Genomic DNA, 26846 nt, shown 5'->3' with positions numbered 1-26846 from the left:
TACATTGGAAAATCGGTACAAGTTTAGTTGCCTGAATCTGGTAAATTACTTTAAAGCTTTCTGCATTACATAATCGTTCATCCAATAAGGTCCAATCGGGATATCTTCTTCTTTTATTACTTTAAAGCCGGCATGTTCGTATTTCTGGCGGGCCTGGTTAAACCGGTTCACATTCAGAATTAAGTATTCGCCGCCTTGGTTTATAACTTCCTGCTCTACGTGTCGGATGAGCAAACTGCCGTAGCCTTTTCCCTGGTAACCAGGCTTCACGTATAATTTATTTAGTTTATAGGTATTAGTTTCGTGCGGGGAGTAGGAGGCAAACCCAGCGGGTACTTCGTTTTCATATAAAATAAAAAATTGCTGCCCTTCGTCTATTTGCTTTTCCAGCGCTTCGGTCCGGTAAATCTCCGCTTGCATATAATTAATTTGCTCCGGCGTTAAAATAGCCCGGTAAGATGGTTCCCAGGTATCCGCTATTATGTCCTGAATAGCCGGAATATCGTGCTTGGTTGCATTTTTTATGTTAAATAGATGCATATTCAAAAGTTTTATATGGCAGCCGGGGTAAGTTGCTCCACAATAATCCTGTCGCCTACTTTAAGCTGGCGGTAAAAAGTATCTGGTATAACATTTTGCCCAAACAAAATTTTGTTTTTACCCGGAACAGTGCGGTAAGTAGCCAAAGTACGCAAGGGCTCTGGACTTTTTTGCGCTGTATCCTGATTAATGGTAGTTACCACGCAACGGGCACAAGGCTTTACGCCCCGGAAAGAAAGCTCACCAATAGTAAAACGCTGCCAGGTATCTTCGGCAAAAGGCGGGCCGCCGGTAAAAACCAGACTGGGCCGGAACCGGTTCATCGGGACTGGCTGAGCCAGGTGGCTGTTTAAATCATGTAAAGAATTTTCCCCGATAAGCAATATGGGATAACCATCGGCAAAGCTTACAATATCACCGGGGGCAGCATAATCTAAATCGGCCTGGCGCTGCGTAGTATCAGGCATATATACTAAACGGCAAAACCGGCCTAAAGCAGCCGTAAACCATTCGTTCGCATTTGGGCTTACCTCTATGGCCTGGCAAGTATCATCCCAAACCTGTACGGTTAAAAGATTAGCTGTGGCAGGGGCAAACGGGATTACCAGCGGGGTAATATTTTTAATTTTGTGGCGTACTTCCAGGCCTTCGGGTAGCAGCGCAACCTGTAGCAAAGCCATTTCGGCGAAAGTTCGTTGGGTTAAAAACAGGCCGGCCTCGTCTACCAGCATCCAACGGCGGTCGTACTGCAAACCGCGGGGCTCTACCGTGGCCGCATTAACCGAAATACCTCCCAAAGATTTTATCGGGTAAATATTAATCTGGCTGAGCGTTAGCGTATCTTCCATTTTTTTATTCCACCAATTCGGGAGCGAAATAGTTGTTTTTTGGTATTAATCCAGGGGGTTAGGTTGCAGGTTATGGTTGAATTTAGAAATTTGGCGAGGTGCCAGTCACTAGCTTCTTGCTGGCAAGAAATTAGTGACTGGCACCTCGCCAGGTAATATTCTAATCAGTTGTTAGGGAATGCCGTATAAAAAACTAGCCTTTCTTGGGAATAAACGCCGTTTCCCAGCTAACTGCTGACGGTCACTTTTAAACTTTCTTGGGCGGCAGGGCAAAAGCAACGGCGTTGTGCTCGAAGTGGCCCTTGTGCGAGGCATCGCAAAACGGTTTGTTTTTCGACATGCCGCAACGGCATAAAGAAACAACGGTGCGGCCACCCAGGTCGTAAGGGTTACCGGTTTTATCTACAATTTCAAAATCGCCTTCTATTTTAAGCGAGCCATTATCGTTTACGGTGATGCGGGTTTTCATAATCTGTGTTTAATGAGTTTGCAAATTTAAACGCCGCTTTGGTAAATGTGTTATGCCGGCCGGTTTTAATTGTGCCGATTCAGAAATTAAGGCCTGCTACTTACTGTACAATTTCGAGCCAGCCTTTTTGGGTGGTGCAGTTGCCGGCACTTTGCACGAGGTAAAAATAGGTGCCGCGGGTTAAGCTCCGGCCATCCCAATTGTTTTGGTAATTATCGTTTTGGTATACCAAGGCACCCCACCGGTTAAATATTTGCAGTTTGGTATTCGCCGCCATATTCCGGATAACAAAATAATCGTTACGGCCATCCCGGTTGGGGGTAAATACGTTGGGTACTTCCAGGTTTGCTAAAGGGCTGGCTACCGCAACACTATCCGTAATCACGCAGTCGCCGTTGCTGATTTGCACGGAATAGGTGCCGGGCTCTGTTACCGCAATGGTTTGGGTAGTAGCGCCCGTCGACCATAAATAATTAAACCCGGCATTACCGGCATCGAGGGTAACCTGCTGGTTGCATAAATAAGTAATTTCTTTGGGTAAAATGTGCGTGGGCGGCGCCACAACGGTAATATTTATAAAAGTAGAATCCAGGGGTACACAACTAGCCGGATTACCAGCCAGCAGCTTAACCCGGTAATTGCCTGGTTTTTGGAAAGTGTGGGCCGGATTGGTTTCGGCCGAAGGAGAGCTGCCATCGCCAAAGTTCCAGGAATAGGTAACGCCGTGCTCGGTATTATTATTAAACCGAACCGTATAAGGCGCGCAGGAAACCGGCGGCGTGTCGGCTTTCGCTTTTACCTGGTTAACGGATACCGGCGTAAACTGAAATTTAGCTACGGCCCCGTCGGGTGAGTTAAAATATAAGCCATCGTACGCACCGGCCGTAACCGGCTGATCCCGGGCGTACGTGCATTCGATCTGGTAAAGGGTGCCATCGGGAGTAATTAAACTAGAATTAGCCAGGTGGGTGTGGGGCTGGTTTTCGGTGCCGCCCAGGTAGCTGCCGTAAACCAGCTTCTTGGCGTCAGTATCCAGGTGGCAAATGTACATGGTTTTGCGGGTTCGCTCCAGTGCATCCGCAGACAGCGGGGCACTGGTTAAACCATAACCGGCCAGGTAAAGATTACCGCATGCGTTTACCCGAAAGGCCGTAGGTACTTTTTCGACAAATGAATTATTGCCGCCCAGGTGAGTAGAATATGCGGTGCTGGTAAGGGTACTATTTATTTTATGAATAAAATAACCGCCGGTGCTGTTGGCCGTGCCATAGGTGCCGGAAGTAATTGGGTAAGAGCCGGTGGTAGCCCCGGCCACATAAACATTACCGTCCTTATCAAAATCTACGTATTTCGCCAGGTCGGTTTGCCGGGTACCAATATAAGTAGCTGCTTCTAATCGGTTACCATTGGACCCGATAATACCCACAAACCCATCCCGCTGTCCCAGCCGGTCTTCTGACAGTACGCCGCGGGTAGTGGGGAATTCGGCACTGTGGGTACTGCCGGCCACGTAAACCGTACCCGAGGCGCCAACTTTTAGGTCGTATATCAAATCTTCGGCCTCGCCGCCAATAAAAGTAGACCACAGCAACGACATTAACGTATTGTTTAATTTACAAACAATTCCATCAACCCCACCCTTTTTGGCATTCTGAAACCCGTTAACAATCCGAAAATCGGAAGATTGGGAGCAGCCGCCCACAAAAATATTGCCGGCTTCGTCGAGGGCCAGTTTAGCGGGGGTACTGCCAATAACGCCACCTTCTTCGGAACTGCCACCCAGCAACGTGCTGGCTACCAAAGTTGTGCCGTCTGCCGAAAACCGGGAGATAAAATAATCGCGAATGCCGCCTAAAGTCTTATCCAAAGCCGAGGCCGAGGTTGGAAAATCGAAAGAATTGGTATGGCCCAGAATAATTAACTCGTTTTGTTTATTTACCACCAGCGACAGCGGGTACTCGTCGCTGCCTGTGCCGCCCAGGTAAGTCGCATATATTAATGCCGTACCAGTAGGGTTTAGTTTAGAAATACCCGTATTGTTACCGCGCCTAATGGTTTGGTAAGCGCCCGGCGTAACGGGGTAAACCGGGCCCATGGTGCGGCTGGCAAAATAGGTATTACCCGCTGCATCGGCTGTAGCACAGTTAGCCGACAAGCCGCTGCCAGCCCCTGCATAGGTCATAAAAATTAACTCCGGATCAATAACCAAAGGCAGATTTGGGTTATACGCGCCGGTAATCTTAAAACCCACGGTATTATCCTTCAGGGTAAATTCGCAGACGACTTCTTTTTTGGTACCCGCAATCTCCTGGTAGGCAAACGGCTTTTCTTCTATTATTTCGTTTACCTGCGTCTGAATATATAACCGGCCGTTGCGTAATTCCAGCTTTTTAATGCCCTCGTATTGCATTTGGATGCGCGCCACCGATGCCTGCGGGGCTACCATATAATCGTACTTTAAACTTGCCCCGAAGTTGTAAAGGCGTAAATCAATAGCCGGAAACAAGGCTTCGTATTTTATTTCCTGATAAGCCGGAACCCCGGTGGCCCATTTACCCGGTTGCTGCCCGATAAAATAATTGCGGTAACCCGGTAACTGATTTACCGGCATAATTTGGGGCTGAGGATTGGCGTTAACAAAATTTATCCGAAAAGCATGCCCGTTGTATAGACCCGCTTTTTGGGCTGTTTCAGGGTTTGTTTCTTCCGTATTGAAATAAGCTGGTTCTAAAAAGTTATAGGTTAAGCGGTTGTGTTCCAGAAACAACCAGCCTTGCGGCAAACTGGCACTAAACAAAACCGCCTGGTTCCACTGGTTCTTATTCTGAATAAATTCAATGGCATTTCCGGGTACCGGCGCATGGGCAAAAGCGTGGTTAAGCAAAGTTAAATACAACAGGAAGCATAAGGCTGGCCGCATACCTTTGGTTCAGAAAAGGGTTCTGTTCAGGGGAATATTTAAAACAACCAAATATAAATTTTTTCTGCACTTTTTCTTTAAAGATGTTTAACAGAATAGGGATGACTAAGCCTTTGAATAAGAGGAGTGACCCTAATGGTTGAATTTTTTCTTCAGGGGTTGGAGTAATATGCTGTTGCGGGTAATCGGGTAGCACCGTCCCGTTGCGGTGAAGAAGAGTATTAGAAAAATAAACGCTAACCCATCACAAACCAGTGATAGATTCCTGCTAATGGGCGGCATTCTAGTTGTAAGCTTCTTTATTTATTAAATTGCCCGAAGTGCCACAGGATTCCGGAAGGATCGTGTAAAAAACATTCTTTGCCCCATAGTTCTTCCCGAATTGGCGTTAGTCTTACGGTGGGATATTTTGCCGGCAGGTTCAAAGCTTGCAGTTCCTGCCAGTAATAGTTTACATCTTCCACTTCCAGGAAAATCATGGTATTATTGATCCAATCCGCTGCGTAAAAGTTTTGTAAATAAAATCCTAAGCCTGCAGTTGCAAAAAGCGACATGTCCGGGCCCAGAATACTTTCCTGAAAACCTAAGTCCAGGTAAAAATTACGCGATAACCCAAAGTTTTTTGCACCAATAAAGGGTCGGATTGATTTAGCTTGATGCTTCATGGTTCTTTAGGTTTGGGCTGCTAATAATGGTTTGAGTAAAGCTAATCAATTACCGGTACAAATGTGTCGGCACAAATGCAATACATCTGTTGGAAATACAGCTGTGCCCAATATTGGTTAGTATAACAGCCTTTAAAGTACTATAGTTTTATATTCATTATTGGCTGAAGGTCTGCCTCTGTTTCTGGTAATACTTTTTCCTTTCCTGTTTTAACCCTTGATAAAATTGATTCCAGTACCGGCAGCATGTTGTTTAAATTATTTGTTTTGATCAGGAAATTCCAAACCGGCTCAAACTTCTTCCAGCCACCTGTATAGAAAAAGTGCTTCAGCTTATGCTTGTGTGAGGCGTGATTTAAGCTGGACTTAAAAATGTTGGACCAACTGTAAAATTCCTGATAAGCCCAGTCGTAACCGTTTTTAAGTTCTTCGGCGGTCAGGTTTGTAGTTCGATAAACCACATTTCTGGTATCGTACAAGTCCCAGTTCCTGGTTAAAATTCGCCCCTGCTGTTCCAGGTCTTTAAAAAGCTGCGTACCCGGGTAAGGCGTTAAAACGTGATAAGTAGAAGTGGTAATGGCGTTGTTTACGGCCCAGTCCACCGTTCTTTTAAATACATCGGCATCGTCGTCATCAAGGCCGAAAACAAAACTGCCGTTTATCATGATACCTAATGAATGCAGCCGGTTTACGGCTTTCTGATAATCTTTTTCCAGGTTCTGTTTTTTGTTGCTTTGTTTCAGGTTGGCCGGCGAGAAAGTTTCGAAGCCCACGAACAGACTTCTTAAGCCGGCCTCCGCCGCTTTTTCTATTAAGTTTCCTCTAAGAACAGCATCCACCGTGGCCGCACCCTGAAAGACGCGGTTCATCCCTCGCATGCCGGCAAAAAGCTCGCCGGCAAATTTTGTGTTACCGAGTAGGTGGTCATCCAGGAAATAAAGGTGACGGCCGGGCAGCCGATCTATTTCGGCTAAAGCATCATCTACCATTTGCGTGTAAAAACTGCGGCCACCTTCAAAAAAGGCGTCTTTATAACAAAAGTTGCAATGGTGCGGACAACCCCGGGTAACCACAATAGAATTCGGTACCAAATATTTATTGCGTTTAATAAGGTCCCTTCTGATGGGCGGTATTTTGTCTAAAGACCGGATACTGGAGCTATAAACTTTCTTCGGGTTTTTATTCCGGAAGTCCTGCAGGAACTCCGGAAAAGTTGCTTCGCCGGGACCCAGGAAAATGGTATCGGCGTGGAGTGCTGCCTCCTGGGGAAGCGAAGTAACGTGCAGTCCGCCCAGTAAAACATAAGCCCCCTGAGCTCGGTAATGGTCAGCAATTTTGTAAGCCCGGTAAGCATTGGTTATATATACCTGAATAATGACAAGATCGGGATTATCGTGCAGGTTTAACTTTTCAACGTGCTGGTCTTGTAAGTCAATTTCGTCGTCAGGGGCGAGGTAGGCGGCTAAAGTGGCCAGCCCGAGCGGGGGAAACAACGAATATTTAATGGGCCGCCAGAAGGGACTTTCGGCTTCGGTGAGGGCGGGTAATATTAGTTTTACTCTCATGAATGAAATTATTTGGAATTAGAAGCGGCTAACCAATGGCAGGTTCCGGTGTTTGCCTTCTGGTGTAAACCCGCCGCCCAGGCACCTGTTGCAGCATTAACTAAAAGTTGAAATGCAGGCCGGATTCAGTCCTTTTATGTACCTGGTGCGGGTTTACCTCCGGTTGTAGAAAAAGTAGATGCCAACTTTATTTAAAACCAAAAAGCAGCGGAAATAAAAATACGACCACCATTGTCCAGATAAAGTAAACCGGTAAGTACAGCACAATGGCCTTACCAACTTCGGTAATAGCCGCTTTCTTTGTTACGGTTTTATACAGCATAACCGTTACGATTAGCAGATGAACCAGCATTAAAACATTGCCGCCCAGCACCGCCACCCGGTTAGGGGTAATGCCCCACTCCGAAATCCGGAAGGAAATAGCGGAAAGCGCAATACCATTTACCACCACCGTAAAAACCGACAATAACAGCAATACCCAGATACCCGAAGCTGCCGTTGATTCTTTTGAACTTTCGGCTACGGAGAAGAATATCAAAGCCATTACCCCAATCAGAAGCACGTTAAATAGCAACAGAAATTCCCGGTCGTTATAAGGGTCTTTGCTGGAGAAAATAATGGCGCCCAGGTAAATTATCAGCATGACTAAAACCAGCGGACTGAATATTTTAGCAATTACCGGCGATACTTTGTTTACCAATTGCGGATTGGTTTGGGTAAGGAAAGTTGCCACAATAGGAACAGCGGGCAACCCAAAAGCGATTACGTACTCACCATAAAATTCTTCTATCTGCAGACCAATCAGGGAAAATAAGTTAATGGTGATGGCCGTCATGAGGCCGCCGGCTATTACCAGCAGCGCGGCCATTACTGCCAGGTCGCCGTTAAACCGCAGGAAGCTCAGACGTTTTTGGTAGTTACTGAGTTCATCGCCCGAGAACGACACGCCTAATATAGCCCAGAGCAGCAAAGGCAAATGGATGCAGGCCAATAGGAGGGTGTCGCTTTTGGGATTATCGGGCAGAAAATTAATGTATACCAGACAAACAACTACAATACCAGCCAAATAGGTTATTTTGTTTGCCGGTAGCTTGTTTTTCCAGGCGAAGTAAGCCGCTAAAAACGGAAACACCAGAAAGCCAATATTCCGGGGGTAAAAGAACTCTTCGCTGATGTTGAAAATAGCCGGCAGTTTAGAGAATAAACCTGCCACCAAAGAGGCAATCGCCACAAACAGTAATTCATTTCGGGAGCCCCAGGAAATATCATCCGATTCGTAGTTCAGACGCTCGTACCAGTAATCGGCCAGCAGGTTGCCTTTTAGCTCCGGATATAAATGGCTGAACTCCCGCTTAAAAGGCGCTTTGTCCCGCCGGTACAGCTTCTCCAGTCCGCCGGGGTTTTTTAGGTTAGAAATTATTTCGTCTCTCATGGGTGTATGGGTTAATGCTTTTTAGCCAGAATTTTAAATTTTAATTTTTAGCGCTTATTAGTCCCACATTGTGCCGTCTAAACCCAAAACAACACCCAGCCATAACCCAATGAGGTATACCACAATGCTCAGGAGAATAGCCAATGTTCGATTGAAACCGCGGGAACTTTGGTAGTTCATGAAAGCGTAAAATGCGCCACCGGTGGCACCGGCTAAAGGCGTAATAATTAAAGGCCTAATCATCCAGAACTTTCCCCATTCCGGGTGAGGTTTATCCAAGCCAAAAACAAAAAAAGAGATAACGAGTAACGCAATGCCGGCACCTACTAAAACGGGTTTGACGAATGTGGCTGGATGAATGGGCTGATTTTGTAATCTGTTTTGCTGTGTCATGATTATAAAGTTTAAGTTGGTGAATATTTGTTTATATTTAAAGTACTTTGAATTGCAAAGTTTAAAAGCAAAAAAATATTAGTTGTCTTTCCGGTTACTTAAAATAAGCTTCTCCAAAGCATCTAAATGGCTTTTAAAAGCTTCGCGGCCGGCTTCAGTGGCGTGGTAAGTCGTATTAGGTTTACGGCCCACAAACTGTTTTTCTACGCCCAGGTAAGCTGCCTCTTCCAGTGCCCGCAAATGGCTGGCCAGGTTGCCATCGGTCAGTTGGAGGGTTTCTTTCAGGGTGTTAAAATCCACTTTATCTTCCACCATCAGCACCGACATAATGCCCAATCGTGCCCTACTCTCGAAGGCTTTGTTTATATTATCTAAATAGTCTTTCACCGGTTTGCTAGCGTTCGTATTTAAAGTACACCAGCGCGCCGTATACAATGTGCAGCATGCCAAATCCTACGGTCCAAAGCGTTAGCCCGTAGCCCACAAAAATGCCGGCCAGCAAGCCCAGTATTATCTCAAAAAAGCCCAGATAGCGGATATCGCTCAAAGTATACTTGCTGGCGTTTAACAGAGTCAGACCATAAAAAACCAACATAGCAGGTGCTACCAGGTATAATAAGTTATGATAGATAAGTATAGCACAAAAAGCACCACCGGTAGCCAACGGTATTGCCAGATTCAAGAGCAACCGCTTCGATTGGCTGTCCCAGATTCGGTGGTTTTTTTTGCGGGCATTCCGGACCGTAAAGTATATAGCCATACAAAAGCCCAGAATAAGCACCCCGGCCGCTACTGCTAACAAGAAAAAGATGTTCTCGCGGGTTAAGGAGCGGTCTAAATCGTGGTAATAGTTAATATTCCGCTGGCTAAAGTACCACTTAACAACCGCCGCACCCAGTAGTGCCGACAAACCAGCCGATACGCCCGACAACCCACTTAATGAAATAAAGCGGGAGGAGCGATCCATGATGTTGCGGATCTCATGCAGGGTTTCTAGCTGGTCTTGCTGCTGGTTCATGTTAAAGTACTTTGTATTTCAAAGTTAAAAACAGTTTACGGAATAGCAAGCGTAACCGCTGAAATATTTTTGAAAATTGTTGCTTAAGAATTTTGTTTAGTAGCCCTTAGTAACGCAAGAACCCTGATATTAACCAGTTAAACGCGCACTTTTAATCTGCTGCTGGCTGAAAAGTGAGATTTTCAAATCAATTAATGAAAGTAGCAGAAGTATTAACTAACGCTATTATAGGTTTAAGCGGCTATCCTTATCTTAATTTAAAGAAAGATGATGAAATGGTTCTGCAGAAGCTTATGCACCGGGAAGTAGCGAGTATTATCTTACATCGTCCGAGAAATGTCCTTGGTGTTTGCCTTTTGAAAATTTTACGGTATTAAAATCAGAAGATTTTCCTTTCGGAATAGTTAAGCTTTGCCAGTTATCTGATTTTACCATTTTGCCGATATATACCAGCTGCCCGATATGATAAGCATAATGGGCGAGTTGCCGGTTAATGGCATCCATAACAGAATGCGACTGGTTTCGGATGTAAACTTCTGTATTGAAGTTGTCTTTATTTATCGAGTCCAGCGCTTCGAATAAGCAATTCCAACCTTCCTCCCATTTTACCTGTAATTCCTGCTTTGTTCTGATGACTGGTTCAAATTCCAGGTCTCTATTTCGCCACTCCTTTTCACCATCCGCCGTCAGGAAGTCTGTCCACCTGGATTTCATATTTCCCCAAAGGTGATTAACGATAATGGCCATTGAATTCGAATCTTCATTATACTGCCAGAATAAATTCTGGTCATCCAGCTGCGCTATGGTCCGCTCGCCAAGCGCTTTGTAATATTCGAATTGTTTCCGGATGCTTTGTAAATATGCTGCTTCCATTTGCTGTTATCTAAAATTTGCTATTAAATACGCTATGCTCGCTTGGCAAAGCTGCCGGACAACGGTGACGTGCGCCCCGTACCGCAGGGATATATTTTTATAAGAAATATACTCAGAATATCCGGTGGGTGCAAATGCTTTAATCTGCAAGTGGGTGAAGCTAATAAAAGGCCGGGTTGGTACGCTTACATGTGTTTTGATGTTTTTGTTGAGTGAAAAGAATATTACGATGACTCAGGCAACGGCCTTACTTAAAAGTTGCGTAAAGTTTTACATACGAACCACTTATTAAACGCTGTTACGGGCGGACCTCACCCTAAATCCCGCTCCTGAAAAAGGAGAGGGACTTTGATTACTCTTTCAGCTATTAAAATAATATTGTATTCAGTTTGTAAAGAAGGATTAAAAGAAAATGAAATAGCTTATCCTTATAATACCTGACAGTGCATTATTTCTACTTTTATTAATAGCGTTTCCCTTAATAAATGCGTTACCGGAGCTCCCCTTCGCCCAGAGGAGAAGGGGCTGGGGGATGAGGTGCTGCTAATTTGCTGGAAGCGGTAAAGCGATATTTCGGCAGTCTTGTAGATTACGATATTTAGTAGCAGGCTATAATAATATTTATTATATTCAGGATGTTTTAGGGATGATTTTCTGCCTTTAAGAAATAAGCTGTACTTCTGCGGAGGAACTATGAAAAAACTTTTACTCTTTATTTTATTTTTATTTTGGCTGTTGCCCGGGTGGGCCACGCATATTGTGGGTGGAGAGTTTGGGTTAAAATATGTATCGGGTGCTACTTACCAGGTTACTCTCAATATGTATTTCGATAAAATTAACGGTAATCCGGGCGCTATCGACCCAGTTATTACCGCCAGTATTTTCGAAAAAGGCACTAACCGGCGGATGGGTGACTTTAACATGTCCAACCCGAGCATCACTCCGGTCGCTTATACTTCCGTAGTTTGCACCAGTGGTTCGCTGAGCACCGATAAAGTGGTTTATACCCGCAATATTGAACTGCCGGCGGCTCTGTTTAACAGTCAGAATGGGTATTATCTGGTTTGGGAAAGGTGCTGCCGTAACGGTGTAATTAATAATATTTTAAACCCGGGCGCTGCCGGGCAAACTTTTTACCTGGAGTTTCCGGCAGTAAGCCGCAATGGGCAAGCCTTTATAAATTCATCGCCGGAGTTGTTTCAGCCGGTGAGCGATTACGCCTGTATTAATGAGTTGTTTTATTACGAGTTTGGCGGCAAAGATCCGGACGGCGACTCGCTGGTGTACGAAGTCATGACGCCGCTAAATGGCAACAGCAACCAACTCGACCCGGCCCCACTTGCTTTACCCGGACCTTATATACCCGTACTATGGACCGCCGGCCTGGGCACGAATAACCAGATTCCGGGTAACCCAACCTTAACCATAAACCAGCAAACCGGCCAGCTTCGGGTTTTGCCTACCCAACTGGGGCTGTTTGTTTTTGGCATCCGGTGCTCGGAATACCGGAATAAAGTTAAAATAGGGGAGGTGCGGCGCGATTACCAGATGCTGGTGCTCAATTGTCCCCGCAACGAGAAGCCGGGTATTAAGCTAAAAACCGGCGGCGCAACTACTTACTATAAGGAAGGCGATGTCATTACCATCGGTCCCAACGATAACCGCTGTTTCCAGTTATTTATGACTGATCCGGACGCAAACGAAGTATTGACCGTAGAGGCCCGGGGCGTAAACTTTAACTTAACCGAAAAAATATTGAGTATTTCGGGTGGGCTGGTAAACCGGAACGGCATACCCGATACGCTTACCTCTTCGGCTTGTTTTAAACCGTGTCTCGATTCGAAAGGCAAACCTTTTATGGTAGATTTTATTGTGGGCGATGATGGTTGCAGTTTGCCCAAGAAAGATACGGTGCGGGTATCGTTTGTTTTTGTGCCGGAGCCCGACGAACCGCCGGTAATTTCTACTTCCGCACCGGCTGCTCTGCTCAACGCCAAGGTAGGCGAATTAGTCTCTTTTGATGTACTGGGTACCGATGCCGATAAAGACGAAATTACCCTGAGCGTAAAAGCCCGCAATTTTGATTTAGCGTCCCAACCGATTAAGTTTACCCCCAAAACAGGTACCGGCAGCGTAACGAGTCCATTTAACTGGCAAATAGATTGCGGGGCACTGAGTCAGGCCTCTTATATCCTGGATTTTACGGCAACCACCACCAAGTGTGGTACGCCCGTTACCAGCACCACCTCCATCGAAGTAAACCTGGCATCGGAAGTACCGGTAACTTTTATTCCGGCCAATATTTTTACGCCGAACAACGATGGCTTAAACGATTACTTCCAGATGCCGACCCTGCCGCCGGATTTTTGCAAAAGTGTATTCTCCGATATTAAAATTTATAACCGCTGGGGCGGCCTGGTATACAAAAGCACCGACCGAACCTTTAAGTGGGATGGAAAAAGCGTAAGCGAGGGCGTTTACTATTATGTAATTACCTACACCGATAAAGAATTTAAAGGCACCGTTACCAAAGTGCGGTAAGCCTCAGCAGGTAACTTGTTGGCAACTGGCAAAATTTTTAGTCATAACAAGATAGGTAAGAGCGCAATTCGGGCCGCTATGGGTGGGCAGAATGCTAAAACCAGCCTGAATAAATGCTTTGCCAACGTTAAATCTTTTAGCAAAAAATTGAGCCGCGGATATGCGGAAAGTGTCTGATTTACAGGTGTGTTGTCATGCGATTATGGCCGCCAATTAGTTTTATAAAAGGCTTTAAATAGGGAAGGAGTATAAAATATTAAAAAAAAACAATATTTATTAAACAAAAAAAGATGGCAGTAGTAAAGTAAATAGTAAAGGTAAGCTAATCAAGGGATTGAATAAAATTTACAAATGCGATGCTTCATTTATTAAAGAAAGCCCAAACTGGGGTAAGAACCCGTGAAGATGTGTACACGGAATTTAAGACATTGGTAAATATGTCGCCGCTGGAACTGGAAAACTGGCTGGAAACCAAAACCTCCCGCACGCCCGGCCAGGACACCTGTGAATCGGAACTGGTAATTGATAAGAAAATTTCGCGGAAGCTGATTAAAATATTACTCAAGAAAAAAATAATGCTTACTAAGGGCGAGTATGAATGTATGGATACTATCGTAAACCACATCAATCAGCTTTACAACCATAAACCCACCAATGATATATTAGTATCGAACTGGCGCTACGCCCTCATGAACCTGGGTCACGATCCATTAAAAGTACTCGAAAACTGATTTATGTAGCGGCGTGAATAGCTAGTTTACTTTAAAAATTAACTGTTCAAAATGAGTTAATAATTACCGGAACGGAAAAGCTGCTTAACCAGAAAATTAAATAACCCCGAAGTCACTATTTAATAGTGGCTTTTTTATTCCTGAAACTCTTTTTCAATTCCGTTTAGAGTACCAGGTGGCCCTATTGATAGTGTTAACACCGCTAATGCTAAAACTTCTATCAGTCTAATCAAGAGTGTGTTGCATAACTTATGGCATCTTTCCAAATAATCGTATCCAATGAATGGCAATCTCTATTAAATGTGCTTAAATTTTCTTTCATAATTTCTGAAAATAAGAAGTACTGGGTTACTGGAAACTTAGTAAACAAAAAAGCTTTAAGTTCAATAGCTTTTTGGTTTTGTTATACTGGTCCTTAATTCAAAACTTTATGCTGGATTTTTACTCATTAAGTTAGTAGAGAAAGCTACTATTTGTGTTTGCGTTTTACACCAATTTATTTGCCTGAAAGGATTTCTAATGCTTCTGTAGTGGAAGTTACAAAGTTGATATGCCTGCTTTGGTTGCTTTCATGTATGAAGTGGTTTAAACTTCTGCTACTGTATTTAGAAAAATCTCCGACTATAGCCAAACGGACGCGATAAGTTGAAAATTTTTGAAGTATTTCTCCTGCCATTCCAGTTTTGAGGTCAAAGAAATCAGGCGAAATATTTTTTTCGTGAATTACAACCTTGTCAAAGCCTTGATAGTATAGGTTTCCTAACAAATTCAAACCGTCTTCATTTTGGTTTATTATAATGTCATTAGAGGTTACTTCGGCAATTTCTATGTTGTTAATAATATGCGGTTCAATTTTCATCTTGTATTCTCTGTTTTTTACATTGTGGTCCTTTTACGGGCAAGGGTTAATATTTAAAAAGCGCCCTTGCGATATTACGAGGGCGCTTTTCTGCTTTTCCTTCCTTTACAAAAAATCGTGGCTATTCTTGTTTCTGGGTTTCAATACCATCAACTTTCCGTTGCCTGGGCCGCTTTGCGGTTGATGTTATTTTTAGCTAAATCGTTCAGTTTGGTATCGGTGTTTTGCTCTTCCTGTAGCGTTTGGCGGAGCAGTTCGGCCACTACCTTAAAACCTAACCCATCGGCCAGGTGGGCGGCGGTTCCGTAACCCGAAATTTCGTAGTGCTCAATTTTTTGCGCCCCGCAGATTAAAGCCGCATCTAAAGCTTCTGGGGTAGCGTCTTTGTGCATTACTTTTTCGCCTTCGGCAATCAAACCTTTCATGCTGGGGTTCTCATCGCCTTCTACCTTAATATTCAGGAGTTCGGCGGCCTGCTTCAGGCGTTCCAGCTGTTGCTTCGTTTCGTCGAGGTGCTGCGTAAAAGCTGCTTTTAGTGAGCTGTCCTGCGCATTTTCTATCATGCGCGGCAAGGCTGCTACCAGCAATTCTTCGCCGGCGTATAATACCTGTATTTCATGGTATAGCAAATCATTCAAATCTTTTAATCCACTCATAGTTTTTATCGTTTTTAATCTGACGTAAAAATAAGCCTTATATGGTACGATAGGCGGTGCCCGGGGTTAGTAAAGAATTTATTATTTTTATTTGCCCGGTAGCCTGGTTAATAATCGGGTAGATAGTTGTAAACACAAGGGTAATTATTTATCTTTCTGATATACTATGAATTAACAGTTTACCCTGCGGCCGTTTTTTATTAAGGCTGACTGGTTGTGCCTGAAGATAAATATTAAATTATCGGGATAAGGTCTTTCTTCTGATTAACAAGTTTAGTTATGTCACCTAATACAAATTGTTTCTTAACAGGAAGATGCCTGAATGCCCTGAAAATTAGCTGTTTACTCTTTCTTTTGGTAATTACTTGCATGCCAAAGGCAATGGCACAGGAAGAGGAAAGAATTAGGGTAAAAGTGGGCGGTAATATTCAAAGTAACGACTTTGCTGCCGCGGCTTACCGCTATCCTGCTTTTAAAGAAAGTATTATACATTATACCACCGGCGGCCTGGCCCAGGGCAAACTCAATTATCATCAAATACTCGGCGAAATGCATTTTATTGACCCCAAAGGCGACACGCTGGCGCTGGATAATTTATACCTGGTAAAATTTGTGGCCATTGGCGAAACGAAGTTCTACTACGATCCGGAAAAAAAAGGTTTTGGCGAAGAAATCGCCGATTATAAATCGGTGAAGCTGTTGTTAAAGCAAAGATTTAAACCATCGGATAAGGAGAAGGGCGTTGCTTACGACCAATATTCGAATACTTCGGCCACGAGATCTTATGGTACCATTACGGTTAATGGCCAAATGCAGCGGCTAAGTCCTAACGAATATATGGTGTATGCCAAAATGGCTAATTATTTCATCACAGACCAGAACAATAAATTTTATCCGGCTAACAAAGCTTCTGTCCTGAAAATATTTAACAAGAACAAATCTGTAATAGAAAAATTTATAAAAGAAAACCAGATCGATTTTCAGAAAGAAGATGATTTAAAGAAGCTCCTCAGCTTTTGCACGCAGTTAGTCTGAAAATTGCCGGAAAGCAGCGGTTGAAGACAGGTAATTATTGCCGATTTTATCTACTTTAAATTATTTTATTCTTCCGCCAGATTTTTTAGAATGCCTAATAAATTTAATTGAACCATAAAAGTACTGGTTTCGGAACGGGAATAAAGGTAGGTGGCGTCGCCGTTCTGATCTACCAGCACATCTCCTTTTTTTACATAAGTGGCTAAAGGGCTTTCTAAATAAATCAGCCTGATATCAGCGTAAAAGCTTTTCCGGTTATTAACTGCAACCGAAAAGCCGGCCGCCAGTCCGTAATTAAATACGGTGCTGGTATGCCTGCTCACCACAATGGGGTCTTCATCGCGCAGGGAGGTAAATAAATCTTCTTTTATTTTGGTACGTGAGTTAAAAACCGTAATGCCAGCCAGGCCATCCAAATAAGGAGTAACCGTGCTTAAACGCCGGGGCTTAAGCCGTACCAGCGCGTGCAGCGGCACCTGGCTGTGGGTGGTTTTAAGTGTGTAACTACTACTACCCGTACCAACCGGCTGCTTTTCTATGCCAAAAGGCAAATAACTTACCTCGGCCCCCAATTCAATAGGCGCCGTACCGGCTACCGGCCTAACCGTGAACCCAAAAGTACCGCCTTTGGCGTGCCCGGTGGCGTACGTTTCCCGGAAACCAGCGGTTGGTAGCGTATAGCCTAACCCGATAAAAACCGAGCCAATGGGCGGACCCGGCGCAGGCCTTTGGGCCATTACCAGGCGGCAAAGTCCTAGAAACAGGAACAGGTAGGTTAGGGTAAATTTCATATTGTAAAATTAATTATTCTGCGGGGTAAGTCCTTTTTAAAAGTTCTTAATAGTTTTGAATAAAAATTAACCCAACCTGCCGGCCTGCGTTTTATTGGTAGTATTCTTGCTTTAGGGTTAAGAAATAAAGATAAACCACCTATATTTATATTTTGTCCCTCTCCGGAGGATAGTTAATTATTTATGATAAAATCAACTTATATTTTAGCCTTTGGCTTGCTGTTTAACCCATTTATAAAGCCGGAGGCAGCATTGGCCCGCACCACTTTTACCGGCGGTAAAACAACCCCGGCCGATACGCTGGCCAAAGCGCCGGCCAATTGGTTTAACCTGGATCCCCAGGAAAACCAGGTAATGGGGGTAAGTACCGAAAAAGCTTACGAATATTTAAAAAACCGTCCGTCTAAAACGGTAGTGGTGGCAGTAATTGATAGTGGTATTGATATTGCGCACGAAGATTTAAAAGATAAAATCTGGCGGAACGAAAAAGAAATACCCGGCAATGGTCAGGACGACGATAAAAACGGCTACGTAGACGATATTCACGGCTGGAATTTTATTGGGGGCAAAGATGGCCGCAACGTAGAACACGACACCCAGGAACTTACCCGCCTGTACGTGCAGCTGCGCGATAAATTTGAAGGTCCGGGCGGCGCTAAATTGCAGAAGAAGCGCAAGGAAAAAGAGAATTTTGCCTTGTACCAGAAAATCAAAGCCGATTACGAAAAAGAGCTGAAAGAAACCCAGGACCAATATTCGCAGTTTCAGCAGTTGCAGGGCGCTTACGAAAATGCCACCGCCATTCTGAAAAACCAGCTAAACAAAGAAGACTTTACGCTGGAGGATCTGCAGCAGTTAAAATCTACGAACCAGCAGGTAAACCAGGCCAAAGCCATTATGCTGTTTATGGCCGAAAATAATTTCACGAAAGAAACCTTTACCGAAGGCGAGGATTACTTTATGAATAAATTGAAGTATAACCTGAACCTTAACTATAACCCGCGCGATATTGTAGGCGACGACTACAGCAATGTAAAAGAAAAGCATTACGGCAACAACGATGTAACCGGCGCTTTTGCCGAGCACGGTACCCATGTGGCTGGTATAATCGGCGCCAACCGCACGAATAATTTAGGTATAAAAGGCATTGCGGATAATGTACGGATTATGGTGGTTCGAGCCGTGCCTAACGGCGACGAGCGCGACAAAGATGTGGCTAATGCCATTTATTATGCCGTTGATAATGGCGCGCAGGTAATTAATATGAGCTTCGGGAAGGAATATTCGCCGCAAAAAGAAGCCGTTGATGCGGCTGTTAAATATGCTGCTGATAAAGGCGTGGTGCTGGTGCATGCGGCCGGTAACGATGGCAAAAATATTGACCAGGAAAAGAATTACCCGAGCAAAGTATTAGCCAACGGCAAAGCAGTGAACAACTGGATAGAAGTAGGGGCTTCTTCGTTTAGCGGCAGCGGTAAGCTGGTAGGTAACTTCTCTAACTATGGTAAAAAAAGTGTCGATGTTTTTGCGCCGGGGGTAGATATTAATTCTACTATTCCAAAACAAGGCTACAAGGAAAATAGCGGCACGAGTATGGCTGCCCCGGTTACCAGTGGAGTGAGTGCGTTGCTTTTGTCTTACTTCCCTAACTTAAAAGCGGAGCAGGTGCACGATATTATTCTGCAATCGGCTTACAAAGTACAGGACCTGAAAGTAAATAAACCCGGGGCCGAAGGCGGTAAAGCGGAGCAGGTAACATTAGGCGAACTATCGGTAACCGGTGGCGTGGTTAATGCTTACGAAGCAGTAAAATTAGCTGAGAGCCTCAGCAATAAGTAATAAACTTTGGGTTTTTACTTCTGTTAAAAATGAGAAAGGTTACCCAACGCGGGTAGCCTTTCTCATTTTTAATTAAAGGCTGCTGTTAGGCGAGGACCTCACCCTAAATCCCTCTCCTGAAAAAGGAGAGGGACTTTGATTACTATTGCAATCATTATAAGAATGTTGTCTGATGTTTCTTTATAGAGTTTATAAGGTGAATGAATAGCAACTGATGGTAATTGGATGGCAGTAATAAATGTGAAAGTAGTTTTAAAGGAATTTACTACATCCGCTATAGGATAATATGATAAACTACATCACAATATTTCTCCTGTTTATAAAAGCGTTTCACTTGAAATAAGCGTTACCAGAGCTCCCTTTTGCCCGAGGCGGAAGGAGTTGGGGATGAGGTGCCTTCCTTTTTGCCATTATTACTATGCTGCGTAACATCAGTTAATAACTACGTGCCCGGTTTTAATAGCGTACAATACCAATCCGATTCTGCTTTTTACCTGGAGTTTATCAAATAAAGCTTCGCGGTAGCCATCAATGGTGCGGGGCGCCAGGCACATAATATCAGCAATTTCTTTATAAGTTAGTTCTGTACAGGCCAGTTTCAGAAACTCACTTTCGCGTTCGTTTAGCTTAATTAAATCAGCGGCTTTCTTGTTGTTTTCCGGGTCACGGCTGAGCGAGTTCAACAGCGTGCCACTTACCAGTTCGGAATAGTAAAATCCTTTTTTTATGAGCGCCTGCAAGGCCGTTTTGAGTTCCTGCGGATCCGCATCTTTTAAAATATGCCCTTTGGCGCCGGCGCGCAACATTTTAATAATTGCCTCCTCGTGGTCATACATCGATAAGGTTAAAACCAAAACTTTCGGGTAGTTTTGTCTCAGCCAGGCCGCCGTTTCGTAGCCGTCCATTTCGGGCATATTTATATCCAGTAGCACTATGTCCGGAGCAGTTTCGGTTTGAAACTTCTGGATGAGTTCCCGGCCATTATTAGCCTCCCAGATTACATGGTAACCCGAAAAATTATTTACTAACTCCACCATTCCCTTGCGAAATAATTTGTGGTCGTCGACTAAAGCTACTTTAATTTTTTCGGCTGGTTCCATAAGACCTTTATCGTTTAATGGGCAGGGAGAGCTGCGTTAAAGTTCCTTTGCCTAATTGGCTTTGAATAGATAAATCGGCGCCCAGCAGGCGGGCACGGTGGTACATATTGCCCAGGCCGGTACCTTTTTCTTTTACATCCGGATTTTGCAGGGCCGCTAAATCAAAACCAGTACCATCATCCTGTATGCGCAGCTCTAATCCTTCGGGCAGGTATTTTAGTTCTACCCAGATACAGCCGGCTTTGGCGTGTTTAATAATATTCTGCAACGCTTCCTGCACCATGCGGTAAAGAATTAATTGCTTTTGCGGGTCAAACGGTTCTTCGGTCCCTTCCACATGCAAGCTGGTTTTAAAAACGCCGGTTTTTCCAATCATATCCAGCTCTAATTGTAAAGCTTCCGAAAGCTTCTTTTGGCTGATATGGTCGGTATTTAAAGATTTGGACAAATTACGCAAATCCTGAATAGCTTTGCCCACCAGTTCTTTGGTGGTATTTATTTTAGGAGCCGCCGGATTATCGTCGGCCAGCAGAATGGTATTTAAGTTAAGTTTTGCGAGCGAAAGTACCTGCCCGATATTATCGTGAATTTCCTGCGAAAGGGTATGTAGTGTTTGTTCCTGCATTTCGAGCTGCGCCTTTAAAATCTCCTGCTCAAATGCATTTTTTATTTCTTCTTTTTCTTTTAAATGCTTGTTGTACTGGCTCCGGTGAATAAAAATAAATACTACCACAAAAGACGAAACTAACAGCATTAATAAGGTACTGCCAATTACGATGACTATATCATCTGCGAGCGCCTGCATAGCATTCCTTTAAAAAAATAGCCGCACATAACCAGAAACAGTACATTATGTATTGGCCATAAATACCTGATGCCGCTATCATATTTGCTGTTGCTTTGCATTAAATAATTAAAAGTAATAAAAATAAAAAAGCTGCTCGCATAATAAGTTAGCAGGCCTGTAACATACCAGAAATCAACCGATTTAACAATATTTTTGGTGGGGTTTAATAAATTTTGCAAGTAATACAGGAAAGCGTAAACGACCACAATAAAGGCCGCCAGCCCATACATGTTGCTATTAAACTGGTCGATGATGTTTTCGAACTGGAGGGCATTAAAGATGAGCACCATCAGGAAGAGCGCCAAAACCCCGGTAACTACTTTTTTAGTGTCTTTAAACTGGAGAATGCTGGCAAAGTAAGCCGATAAGATTAAAAAAGATAAAACACAGTTAATATTATACACCACCAGGTTAGAACCATTGTAACCGAGGTAAATTATTTTGGAAATGGTGTTTAACAGCGTTTGAACGGCTAAATACCAGAAGATGTAGTCCTGCCGGAAAGTTACCGGTGCGCTGGCCAATGCAAACAGGAGTAACAGGAAAGGCGGAACTACATCTAAATATTTCGAAATTTCAAGTAGCATTATTTAAAATCCAGCAACGGAGGATACAATACTTAACAACCAGGAGGGTTGGGGCAACCACCTAGCTGGGTGGAGGGGGCTGGTGCTACCTTGGCGGTAAAGGCTTCTTTAACGCTTATGTTCTGGAGCGTACTACCGGGCTCAAACCGGATGGCCCGGGCCTGAATGCCATCCTGCGGCCGCTCTAAATTAATGGTAATGGCTATCCGGTTCTGGTCCGGACCAGATTCTGCAATAAGTTTCCGGAGTGCTTCTTTGTCGAATAAATATTCTTGCATAGCTAATCTGTTTGAAGGTGAGGAATTATTTAGGTTGAAAAAAAATGAATATAAAGGAAATTAAGGTAAACCCCGGCTTTACAACCGGAACTCGCAAAAGCCGAAATGCTTTTTACTAAAATAATGGATTTTAGCTTTTTGTAAATAAGAAACTAGTAACCCGATAAAACAACGGGAAAAACCCGGTATTTACCGGGGTTTAACACCGCTTTAATTCCGGTATAAACCCATTGCTATTATTTATATAAATAATGCAAATTTGTACCATCCTTAACGCACAATAGTAAATCAGTTGCTTAAAAGGGTAGTGGAGTTGTATAGGCATCCATTTAGTTAGCGTGCCACGTGCGCTGCCAGCAGCAGAATTAGCTTACTCTATTTCCTGACTAACTTTTATCAACCTGAACGATGAAAACTACAAACCTTTCCAAAACTGCATCCCCAGCTGCCGATACTTTTCAGAATTTATTTTCTGTTTGGCAAACCCAACCCTTTGTGCCCGATACTAATCTGGTAAACTATGAAGACCTGGGGCATTCTAACCAGGCATTAAGTATGATTCTGGGGCATGGCCCGTGTATTACCTGGGTTCTGGATATTCGTACCCAGCAGTTCGTTTTTATAAGCGATAATACCCAACAACTAATTGGGTACGAATCTGGCTTATTTAGAAAGGATGGCTATGTAGTGTTAGGTAAGTTAATGCAGCCGGAAGATAGAAAGATATTGGCCGACCAGACCCTTAAACTCTGGAAAAATATGCTTTTGTTACCGGTCGGAAAACGACAGGGTTACTGTTTTAGCCGGAAATACCGCATCCGGAAACCTGACGGAAGCTTTGTTTGCCTGTTCGAACAAAACAAAGTTTTACAAATAGATTCTAATGGTAATATTACGCATGTGTTAGGTACTTGTACCGACATAAGCGAACTGGTAAAACTACAAAACTTTGAAGCTACGGTGCAGGTAGTGGCAGACGCCGGTGTTGCCCGGCCGGTACCGCAAGAAGAACAGGAAACTGCTAAAACCAAGTTAAGCGAGCGCGAAAAAGAAATTGTGCGGTTAGTTGCCGAAGGTTTAAGCAGTAAATTAATTGCCGATCAGTTGTTTATCAGTTTTCATACGGTAAATACCCACCGCAAAAATATTATCTGTAAAACGCACAGTAAAAATACCGGCGGCTTGGTTCAATACGCCATTAGTAACCGCATTATTTAAATAGCATTACCGTTTAGGTGGGGCAGGGCGTAAGGTGGTGCGCGCCTGCTCCCCGGCGGCTTTTTCTTTTACCCGTAGTAACAAAAGTTTCCCCGGAGTTTCTTTTTACGCTTATTGCTTATAAAGTCTGCCTGGGTTGGGTGGCGGCATGGTTAAATAAAAAATATTTAACTTTGCGGCTTATAATTTTTGCAGCCCAACTTTAGTATGAATTTTTCTCCCCAAGCTTTAATATTTGATTTAAACGGTACCATGATAGACGATATGCACTTTCATGCCAAAGCCTGGTACCAGATTTTGAACGACGATTTGAATGCCGCCCTTACCTGGGACGAAGTGAAAGTACAAATGTACGGTAAGAACGGCGAAGTGCTGGACCGGATTTTTGGCAAAGGACGGTTTTCCGAAGCAGAAGTGCTGGAACTTTCGGTAGAAAAAGAGCGGCGCTACCAGAAAGAATATTTTCCGCACCTGAAACTGCTGCCTGGTTTAGCTGATTTTCTGGACAATGCCCGGCAGGCCGGTATAAAAATGGCGATTGGCTCCGCGGCTATTCCGTTTAATATAGATTTTGTTCTGGATAACCTGAATATCCGGCCTTATTTTCAGGCCATTGTGAGCGCCGATGATGTAACCGACAGCAAGCCCGATCCGGAAACTTTTCTGAAGGCAGCCGAACTGCTTGGGCTAGCGCCATCGGCTTGCGTGGTTTTTGAAGATGCACCCAAAGGGGTAGAAGCAGCCCAAAATGCCGGTATGGCCTGCGTGGTTTTAACCACCGCCCACGAAAAAGAAGATTTTGGTAAATACACCAATATTCTGCGGTTTGTGAAAGATTATACCGATTCGTTTCTTCAGGAAATATTGCCGGTTCGGGTATAGATACTGAAAGAAACAAGAAAGGACATACCGGGTATGTTCTTTCTTTGTTTGGTAAAGCCTGCTACATATAAATCACCCGAAAATATTGCCGGTAAAATTGACTTTAATCTTTGCCTGAAAGTTGCGGATGGTTTTGAATATTTCGATGATGGTTACCTGCTCAATTTTGGTGAGGCTGGTAATGTTCATAAAGTTTTCAGGCTCCCGGTTATCGTTAATTATTAAACTCGCTTGTTTCTTCAACCGGATGCTCATCAGGTAATAATACGACTGAATTAGTTCGAGGTATTCGGTTTCGGAAAAAATGCCTTGGGCTTTCAGGGCATCCAGGCGCTCGCCAGTGTTGGTTAAAAATATGCGGTTTTTTAGCGCGTAAACCCGTACCAAATCTACAATGGGCGTCATGGCTTTTTTTATATCAAAAACTTCCTGCGAGCCTACGGTAAAAGTTTTAATATTTTTAAAGAAGGTAAGCGGCGGCTCGTATTGCAAGGCATTATTGGCCATGTGGAAAAACAGCTTTTCGTGCGGCTTCTGTAATTCCTCGTTCAGAAATTCCTGCAACTGGTTTATAATGGTGCTATCGCCGTAGAGGTAGCGGCAATCGAAAAAGGTAGAAAACTTAATTACCGTTTCGGGTAAGCTTTCCTCCATCCAACTAATGTAATTGCGCTTCCAATGCGATAAGGAATGCGTCCATTTAGGATTTTTAGCCATATAGCCCCCCGAACAAAAACTAAAGCCAATATAATTCAGCCGCTCCGAAACCGTATCGGCAAACCTCAGAAAATATTCCCGCACCAGTTCACGCTGTTCGTTGGCTTTGTCTTCGTAAATAATGGCGTTGTCCTGATCGGTTTTCAGAGTTTGTTCCTTGCGGCCTTCGCTGCCCAGCACCATAAATACAAATTTGGCCGGCGGCGTACCCATCTCTTCAATTACATCTTCTATCACCTTCAGGGCAATACTATCGGCAACGGTGGTAATTACCTGGTTTACAATTTCGGCCTTTACGCCCCGGCCCAGCAGTTGCGTAACTATTTCGGGCACTTTCTTCCATTTGCTTCTTAGCTCGTCGTCGCTCAGGGCCAGTTTCACCGATTGTATAAAGACAAAAGGCGATTGTGATTGTTCGCTTAATAATTTATTCCGACTGACGACGCCCCGGTATTCTCCATTTTCTTCTACCAGTAAATACTGGGTTTTGGTGCTGAACATCAGTAGTATGGCTTCATACACAAATGCATGGCAGGTAATAGAAACAATCGGGTTATCCATGATGCTCTCTACTGGCTGGCGTGCATCTACTTGTTGGGCCACTACATTGTTCCGGAGGGTAATATCGGTTATATAACCAATAATTTTTTGCTGGACATCCGTTACAAACAAACAGCTTATCCGGTGTTCGCCCATCAGGCGGGCCGCTTCGTAAATAGGCGTACTGCCGGCGCAGGAAAAAATATCGCGGTACCCCACGCTTTCCACTTTGCGGGAGTAAAGCTGGTCGGTGGCAATGTAGTTTTCTTCAAAAAAGGTGGGGTGCTTTACAAAATGGGCGAAATCATCGTCGAGCATGCGCCGGCCAAATTCCTTGGTAAAATAATGAAAGAATTCTTCGTAAGCCTGGCAAAGTCCCCGGAAATCGCGACGAGGCAGAAAATATACCCGGGTGCCTTTTTTGGCAATAACCGTGCGTAAGGACCTTTTCCGGTTAAGAAGCACCGATACACCTCCGTATAATTGCCCCGGATGCAGGTCTTCTAATATTCTTTTATTCTGCTCGCTGTCGTAAAAGAAGGTTTCGTAAGAGCCTTCCACCAGAATATCAACCCCTTTTAGTTTGGTAACCTGCTGGTGATAAATAACACTTTCTTTCTGGTGGGTTACTTCCTGCAGCAGGTCCGCCACACCCTCCAAAACATCGTCGGGCAGTAAGTTAAAAGGCGCAACTTTTTTCAGAAACGAGACTTTATCGGTCATGACCAAAGCGAGAACAAATAAGTTAAAAATGAAATCAGGAATGCCAGAGCGCCGCACCCCCAGCCCGAAATAGCGTTGCCCGGTTGGGTTTGGGCTTGCTGTTGCCGGGTAATTTTTTCTTCTGAAATATCGCCTAGTTTTAACATTTCGAAAAAACAGGCGGCGGTTGCGGTAGCATCGGTAAGCGCCTCGTGCTGATTTTTTAAATCTTTTTGAAAAAGAATATAATATAAACGGTCGAGGCGCAGGTATTTGGATTTGGGATTAGAAACGTATTTGGACGTAGCCAACATGGTGCAAAATTTAGGCAATTCCTGCAAAGGATTTTCTAACCCGAGACGGTAAAAATCGGCCCCTATCATATGAAAATCGAGTTGCAAAAAATGCGCTACCACCAAGGGTTGGTATTGTATAAGGTCGGCCTGCAGGCGCATTAAAACTGTTTGCCGGCTTTTGCCGTGTTGCTGCAGAAACGCTTTTGAAATACCATGAATTTGGTAAGCTGCCGGTGAAATCTCGAAATCATCTGCCTTAATATAATGGTTTTCTCTTTTTATTTCCTGCCCGTTTTTGTTACAGATTACCCAGGCAATCTGCACGGAGTACGGCCAGTTATCCTGATCGGCGTAAGACACCTCCCATTTTTTAGGCAGGCCGGAAGTTTCCGTATCAATAAACAGCAGGTAATCTCTCACAAATAATTCCAGCGTAGGGCATGAAAAAGATTTTTCTCCATCGTACGGGAGTATAAAAAAAGCGGGCCTGAGTAGCCCGCTTTT

General features: G+C 44.0%; 26 protein-coding genes. 6 read left to right on the top strand and 20 right to left on the bottom strand.

The features are described from left to right. Positions 1–45: 45 nt before the first annotated feature. From AAE02nite_RS04145 to AAE02nite_RS04095, 11 genes are all read right to left on the bottom strand, one after another. Positions 46–540, bottom strand: coding sequence for a GNAT family N-acetyltransferase (locus AAE02nite_RS04145; protein ID WP_146895198.1), 495 nt, complete (start codon positions 538–540; stop codon positions 46–48). 11 nt (positions 541–551) lie between these two features. Further along, positions 552–1388 (bottom strand): MOSC domain-containing protein, encoded by an 837-nt coding sequence (locus AAE02nite_RS04140; protein WP_146895197.1) that lies wholly within the window; start codon positions 1386–1388, stop codon positions 552–554. 247 nt (positions 1389–1635) lie between these two features. Next, positions 1636–1860 carry a CDGSH iron-sulfur domain-containing protein gene (locus tag AAE02nite_RS04135; protein ID WP_146895196.1) on the bottom strand — a complete coding sequence of 75 codons (225 nt, stop codon included), beginning with the start codon at positions 1858–1860 and terminating at the stop codon, positions 1636–1638. 97 nt (positions 1861–1957) lie between these two features. Then, positions 1958–4777 carry a DUF7948 domain-containing protein gene (locus AAE02nite_RS04130; protein ID WP_146895195.1) on the bottom strand — a complete coding sequence of 940 codons (2820 nt, stop codon included), beginning with the start codon at positions 4775–4777 and terminating at the stop codon, positions 1958–1960. Positions 4778–5076: 299 nt separating this feature from the next. Continuing rightward, on the bottom strand, positions 5077–5442 hold the full coding sequence (locus tag AAE02nite_RS04125; protein ID WP_146895194.1) for a VOC family protein: 366 nt from the start codon (positions 5440–5442) through the stop codon (positions 5077–5079). Positions 5443–5582: 140 nt separating this feature from the next. Continuing rightward, entirely contained in the window at positions 5583–7007 is a 1425-nt protein-coding gene (locus AAE02nite_RS04120) for a B12-binding domain-containing radical SAM protein (protein ID WP_146895193.1), read from the bottom strand. Between the two features lie 187 nt (positions 7008–7194). Beyond that, positions 7195–8439, bottom strand: a complete 1245-nt coding sequence (locus AAE02nite_RS04115; RefSeq protein ID WP_146895192.1) for a DUF4153 domain-containing protein — start codon at positions 8437–8439, stop codon at positions 7195–7197. 57 nt (positions 8440–8496) lie between these two features. Next, a complete protein-coding gene (locus AAE02nite_RS04110; protein ID WP_146895191.1) occupies positions 8497–8832 on the bottom strand; it encodes a potassium transporter KefB in 336 nt (111 codons plus the stop codon). A gap of 78 nt (positions 8833–8910) precedes the next feature. Next, positions 8911–9219, bottom strand: coding sequence for a winged helix-turn-helix domain-containing protein (locus tag AAE02nite_RS04105; RefSeq protein ID WP_146895190.1), 309 nt, complete (start codon positions 9217–9219; stop codon positions 8911–8913). A gap of 7 nt (positions 9220–9226) precedes the next feature. Then, positions 9227–9850, bottom strand: coding sequence for a hypothetical protein (locus AAE02nite_RS04100; protein ID WP_146895189.1), 624 nt, complete (start codon positions 9848–9850; stop codon positions 9227–9229). 315 nt (positions 9851–10165) lie between these two features. Then, positions 10166–10723: a DUF1572 family protein gene (locus tag AAE02nite_RS04095; RefSeq protein WP_146895188.1), complete on the bottom strand. Its 558-nt coding sequence runs from the start codon at positions 10721–10723 to the stop codon at positions 10166–10168. A gap of 693 nt (positions 10724–11416) precedes the next feature. Here AAE02nite_RS04095 and AAE02nite_RS04090 point away from each other — a divergent pair. Further along, complete coding sequence (locus AAE02nite_RS04090; RefSeq protein WP_146895187.1) at positions 11417–13264, top strand: T9SS type B sorting domain-containing protein; 1848 nt, start codon at positions 11417–11419, stop codon at positions 13262–13264. 356 nt (positions 13265–13620) lie between these two features. Further along, positions 13621–13995, top strand: a complete 375-nt coding sequence (locus tag AAE02nite_RS04085) for a DUF3140 domain-containing protein (protein WP_146895186.1) — start codon at positions 13621–13623, stop codon at positions 13993–13995. Positions 13996–14491: 496 nt separating this feature from the next. Here AAE02nite_RS04085 and AAE02nite_RS04080 read toward each other — a convergent pair whose 3' ends face one another. Next, positions 14492–14854 carry a DUF4180 domain-containing protein gene (locus AAE02nite_RS04080; RefSeq protein WP_146895185.1) on the bottom strand — a complete coding sequence of 121 codons (363 nt, stop codon included), beginning with the start codon at positions 14852–14854 and terminating at the stop codon, positions 14492–14494. 149 nt (positions 14855–15003) lie between these two features. Next, positions 15004–15510, bottom strand: coding sequence for a YciE/YciF ferroxidase family protein (locus tag AAE02nite_RS04075; protein ID WP_146895184.1), 507 nt, complete (start codon positions 15508–15510; stop codon positions 15004–15006). 381 nt (positions 15511–15891) lie between these two features. Between AAE02nite_RS04075 and AAE02nite_RS04070 the strand changes: the two genes are divergently transcribed. Continuing rightward, positions 15892–16545: a hypothetical protein gene (locus AAE02nite_RS04070; protein WP_170252515.1), complete on the top strand. Its 654-nt coding sequence runs from the start codon at positions 15892–15894 to the stop codon at positions 16543–16545. Positions 16546–16610: 65 nt separating this feature from the next. Here the strand turns inward: AAE02nite_RS04070 and AAE02nite_RS04065 are convergent, their stop codons facing one another. Then, positions 16611–17336, bottom strand: a complete 726-nt coding sequence (locus tag AAE02nite_RS04065; protein ID WP_146895182.1) for a hypothetical protein — start codon at positions 17334–17336, stop codon at positions 16611–16613. A gap of 183 nt (positions 17337–17519) precedes the next feature. On the opposite strand from AAE02nite_RS04065, the gene AAE02nite_RS04060 reads away from it, so the two are divergent. After that, positions 17520–19175: a S8 family peptidase gene (locus AAE02nite_RS04060; RefSeq protein ID WP_146895181.1), complete on the top strand. Its 1656-nt coding sequence runs from the start codon at positions 17520–17522 to the stop codon at positions 19173–19175. 431 nt (positions 19176–19606) lie between these two features. Here AAE02nite_RS04060 and AAE02nite_RS04055 read toward each other — a convergent pair whose 3' ends face one another. Genes AAE02nite_RS04055 through AAE02nite_RS04040 form a run of 4 tightly spaced genes read right to left on the bottom strand, consistent with a single transcriptional unit; the run spans position 19607 to position 21987 of the window. After that, positions 19607–20275, bottom strand: coding sequence for a response regulator transcription factor (locus AAE02nite_RS04055; protein WP_146895180.1), 669 nt, complete (start codon positions 20273–20275; stop codon positions 19607–19609). A gap of 7 nt (positions 20276–20282) precedes the next feature. Continuing rightward, the gene (locus tag AAE02nite_RS04050) at positions 20283–21080 is read right to left on the bottom strand and encodes a sensor histidine kinase (RefSeq protein WP_146895179.1); all 798 of its coding nucleotides are present in this window, start codon (positions 21078–21080) and stop codon (positions 20283–20285) included. Further along, positions 21056–21709 carry a hypothetical protein gene (locus AAE02nite_RS04045; protein ID WP_146895178.1) on the bottom strand — a complete coding sequence of 218 codons (654 nt, stop codon included), beginning with the start codon at positions 21707–21709 and terminating at the stop codon, positions 21056–21058. Before AAE02nite_RS04045 ends, AAE02nite_RS04050 begins: the two co-directional genes overlap by 25 nt. A 32-nt stretch (positions 21710–21741) precedes the next feature. After that, complete coding sequence (locus AAE02nite_RS04040) at positions 21742–21987, bottom strand: hypothetical protein (protein ID WP_146895177.1); 246 nt, start codon at positions 21985–21987, stop codon at positions 21742–21744. Between the two features lie 408 nt (positions 21988–22395). Between AAE02nite_RS04040 and AAE02nite_RS04035 the strand changes: the two genes are divergently transcribed. After that, positions 22396–23205: a LuxR C-terminal-related transcriptional regulator gene (locus AAE02nite_RS04035; RefSeq protein WP_146895176.1), complete on the top strand. Its 810-nt coding sequence runs from the start codon at positions 22396–22398 to the stop codon at positions 23203–23205. A gap of 207 nt (positions 23206–23412) precedes the next feature. After that, entirely contained in the window at positions 23413–24087 is a 675-nt protein-coding gene (locus tag AAE02nite_RS04030; protein ID WP_146895175.1) for an HAD family hydrolase, read from the top strand. A 72-nt stretch (positions 24088–24159) separates the two neighbouring features. On the opposite strand, the gene AAE02nite_RS04025 is transcribed toward AAE02nite_RS04030, so the two are convergent. Next, entirely contained in the window at positions 24160–26067 is a 1908-nt protein-coding gene (locus tag AAE02nite_RS04025) for a DUF294 nucleotidyltransferase-like domain-containing protein (RefSeq protein WP_146895174.1), read from the bottom strand. Continuing rightward, entirely contained in the window at positions 26064–26762 is a 699-nt protein-coding gene (locus AAE02nite_RS04020; protein ID WP_170252514.1) for a 3'-5' exonuclease, read from the bottom strand. Before AAE02nite_RS04020 ends, AAE02nite_RS04025 begins: the two co-directional genes overlap by 4 nt. Positions 26763–26846: the final 84 nt, after the last annotated feature.

Source organism: Adhaeribacter aerolatus, assembly GCF_007991635.1.
GTDB lineage: Bacteria > Bacteroidota > Bacteroidia > Cytophagales > Hymenobacteraceae > Adhaeribacter > Adhaeribacter aerolatus.
The sequence above is the reverse complement of the archived record's forward strand: the minus strand, read 5'-3'. Positions and strand labels throughout refer to the sequence as shown.

Bases quoted from the DNA above. Each gene is read 5' to 3' on its own strand.
- AAE02nite_RS04145 (WP_146895198.1), bottom strand. From the start codon at position 540: ATGCATCTATTTAACATAAAAAATGCAACCAAGCACGATATTCCGGCT.
- AAE02nite_RS04140 (WP_146895197.1), bottom strand. From the start codon at position 1,388: ATGGAAGATACGCTAACGCTCAGCCAGATTAATATTTACCCGATAAAA.
- AAE02nite_RS04130 (WP_146895195.1), bottom strand. From the start codon at position 4,777: ATGCGGCCAGCCTTATGCTTCCTGTTGTATTTAACTTTGCTTAACCAC.
- AAE02nite_RS04125 (WP_146895194.1), bottom strand. From the start codon at position 5,442: ATGAAGCATCAAGCTAAATCAATCCGACCCTTTATTGGTGCAAAAAAC.
- AAE02nite_RS04120 (WP_146895193.1), bottom strand. From the start codon at position 7,007: ATGAGAGTAAAACTAATATTACCCGCCCTCACCGAAGCCGAAAGTCCC.
- AAE02nite_RS04115 (WP_146895192.1), bottom strand. From the start codon at position 8,439: ATGAGAGACGAAATAATTTCTAACCTAAAAAACCCCGGCGGACTGGAG.
- AAE02nite_RS04110 (WP_146895191.1), bottom strand. From the start codon at position 8,832: ATGACACAGCAAAACAGATTACAAAATCAGCCCATTCATCCAGCCACA.
- AAE02nite_RS04100 (WP_146895189.1), bottom strand. From the start codon at position 9,850: ATGAACCAGCAGCAAGACCAGCTAGAAACCCTGCATGAGATCCGCAAC.
- AAE02nite_RS04095 (WP_146895188.1), bottom strand. From the start codon at position 10,723: ATGGAAGCAGCATATTTACAAAGCATCCGGAAACAATTCGAATATTAC.
- AAE02nite_RS04090 (WP_146895187.1), top strand. From the start codon at position 11,417: ATGAAAAAACTTTTACTCTTTATTTTATTTTTATTTTGGCTGTTGCCC.
- AAE02nite_RS04085 (WP_146895186.1), top strand. From the start codon at position 13,621: ATGCTTCATTTATTAAAGAAAGCCCAAACTGGGGTAAGAACCCGTGAA.
- AAE02nite_RS04080 (WP_146895185.1), bottom strand. From the start codon at position 14,854: ATGAAAATTGAACCGCATATTATTAACAACATAGAAATTGCCGAAGTA.
- AAE02nite_RS04075 (WP_146895184.1), bottom strand. From the start codon at position 15,510: ATGAGTGGATTAAAAGATTTGAATGATTTGCTATACCATGAAATACAG.
- AAE02nite_RS04070 (WP_170252515.1), top strand. From the start codon at position 15,892: ATGGCACAGGAAGAGGAAAGAATTAGGGTAAAAGTGGGCGGTAATATT.
- AAE02nite_RS04065 (WP_146895182.1), bottom strand. From the start codon at position 17,336: ATGAAATTTACCCTAACCTACCTGTTCCTGTTTCTAGGACTTTGCCGC.
- AAE02nite_RS04060 (WP_146895181.1), top strand. From the start codon at position 17,520: ATGATAAAATCAACTTATATTTTAGCCTTTGGCTTGCTGTTTAACCCA.
- AAE02nite_RS04055 (WP_146895180.1), bottom strand. From the start codon at position 20,275: ATGGAACCAGCCGAAAAAATTAAAGTAGCTTTAGTCGACGACCACAAA.
- AAE02nite_RS04050 (WP_146895179.1), bottom strand. From the start codon at position 21,080: ATGCAGGCGCTCGCAGATGATATAGTCATCGTAATTGGCAGTACCTTA.
- AAE02nite_RS04045 (WP_146895178.1), bottom strand. From the start codon at position 21,709: ATGCTACTTGAAATTTCGAAATATTTAGATGTAGTTCCGCCTTTCCTG.
- AAE02nite_RS04040 (WP_146895177.1), bottom strand. From the start codon at position 21,987: ATGCAAGAATATTTATTCGACAAAGAAGCACTCCGGAAACTTATTGCA.
- AAE02nite_RS04035 (WP_146895176.1), top strand. From the start codon at position 22,396: ATGAAAACTACAAACCTTTCCAAAACTGCATCCCCAGCTGCCGATACT.
- AAE02nite_RS04030 (WP_146895175.1), top strand. From the start codon at position 23,413: ATGAATTTTTCTCCCCAAGCTTTAATATTTGATTTAAACGGTACCATG.
- AAE02nite_RS04025 (WP_146895174.1), bottom strand. From the start codon at position 26,067: ATGACCGATAAAGTCTCGTTTCTGAAAAAAGTTGCGCCTTTTAACTTA.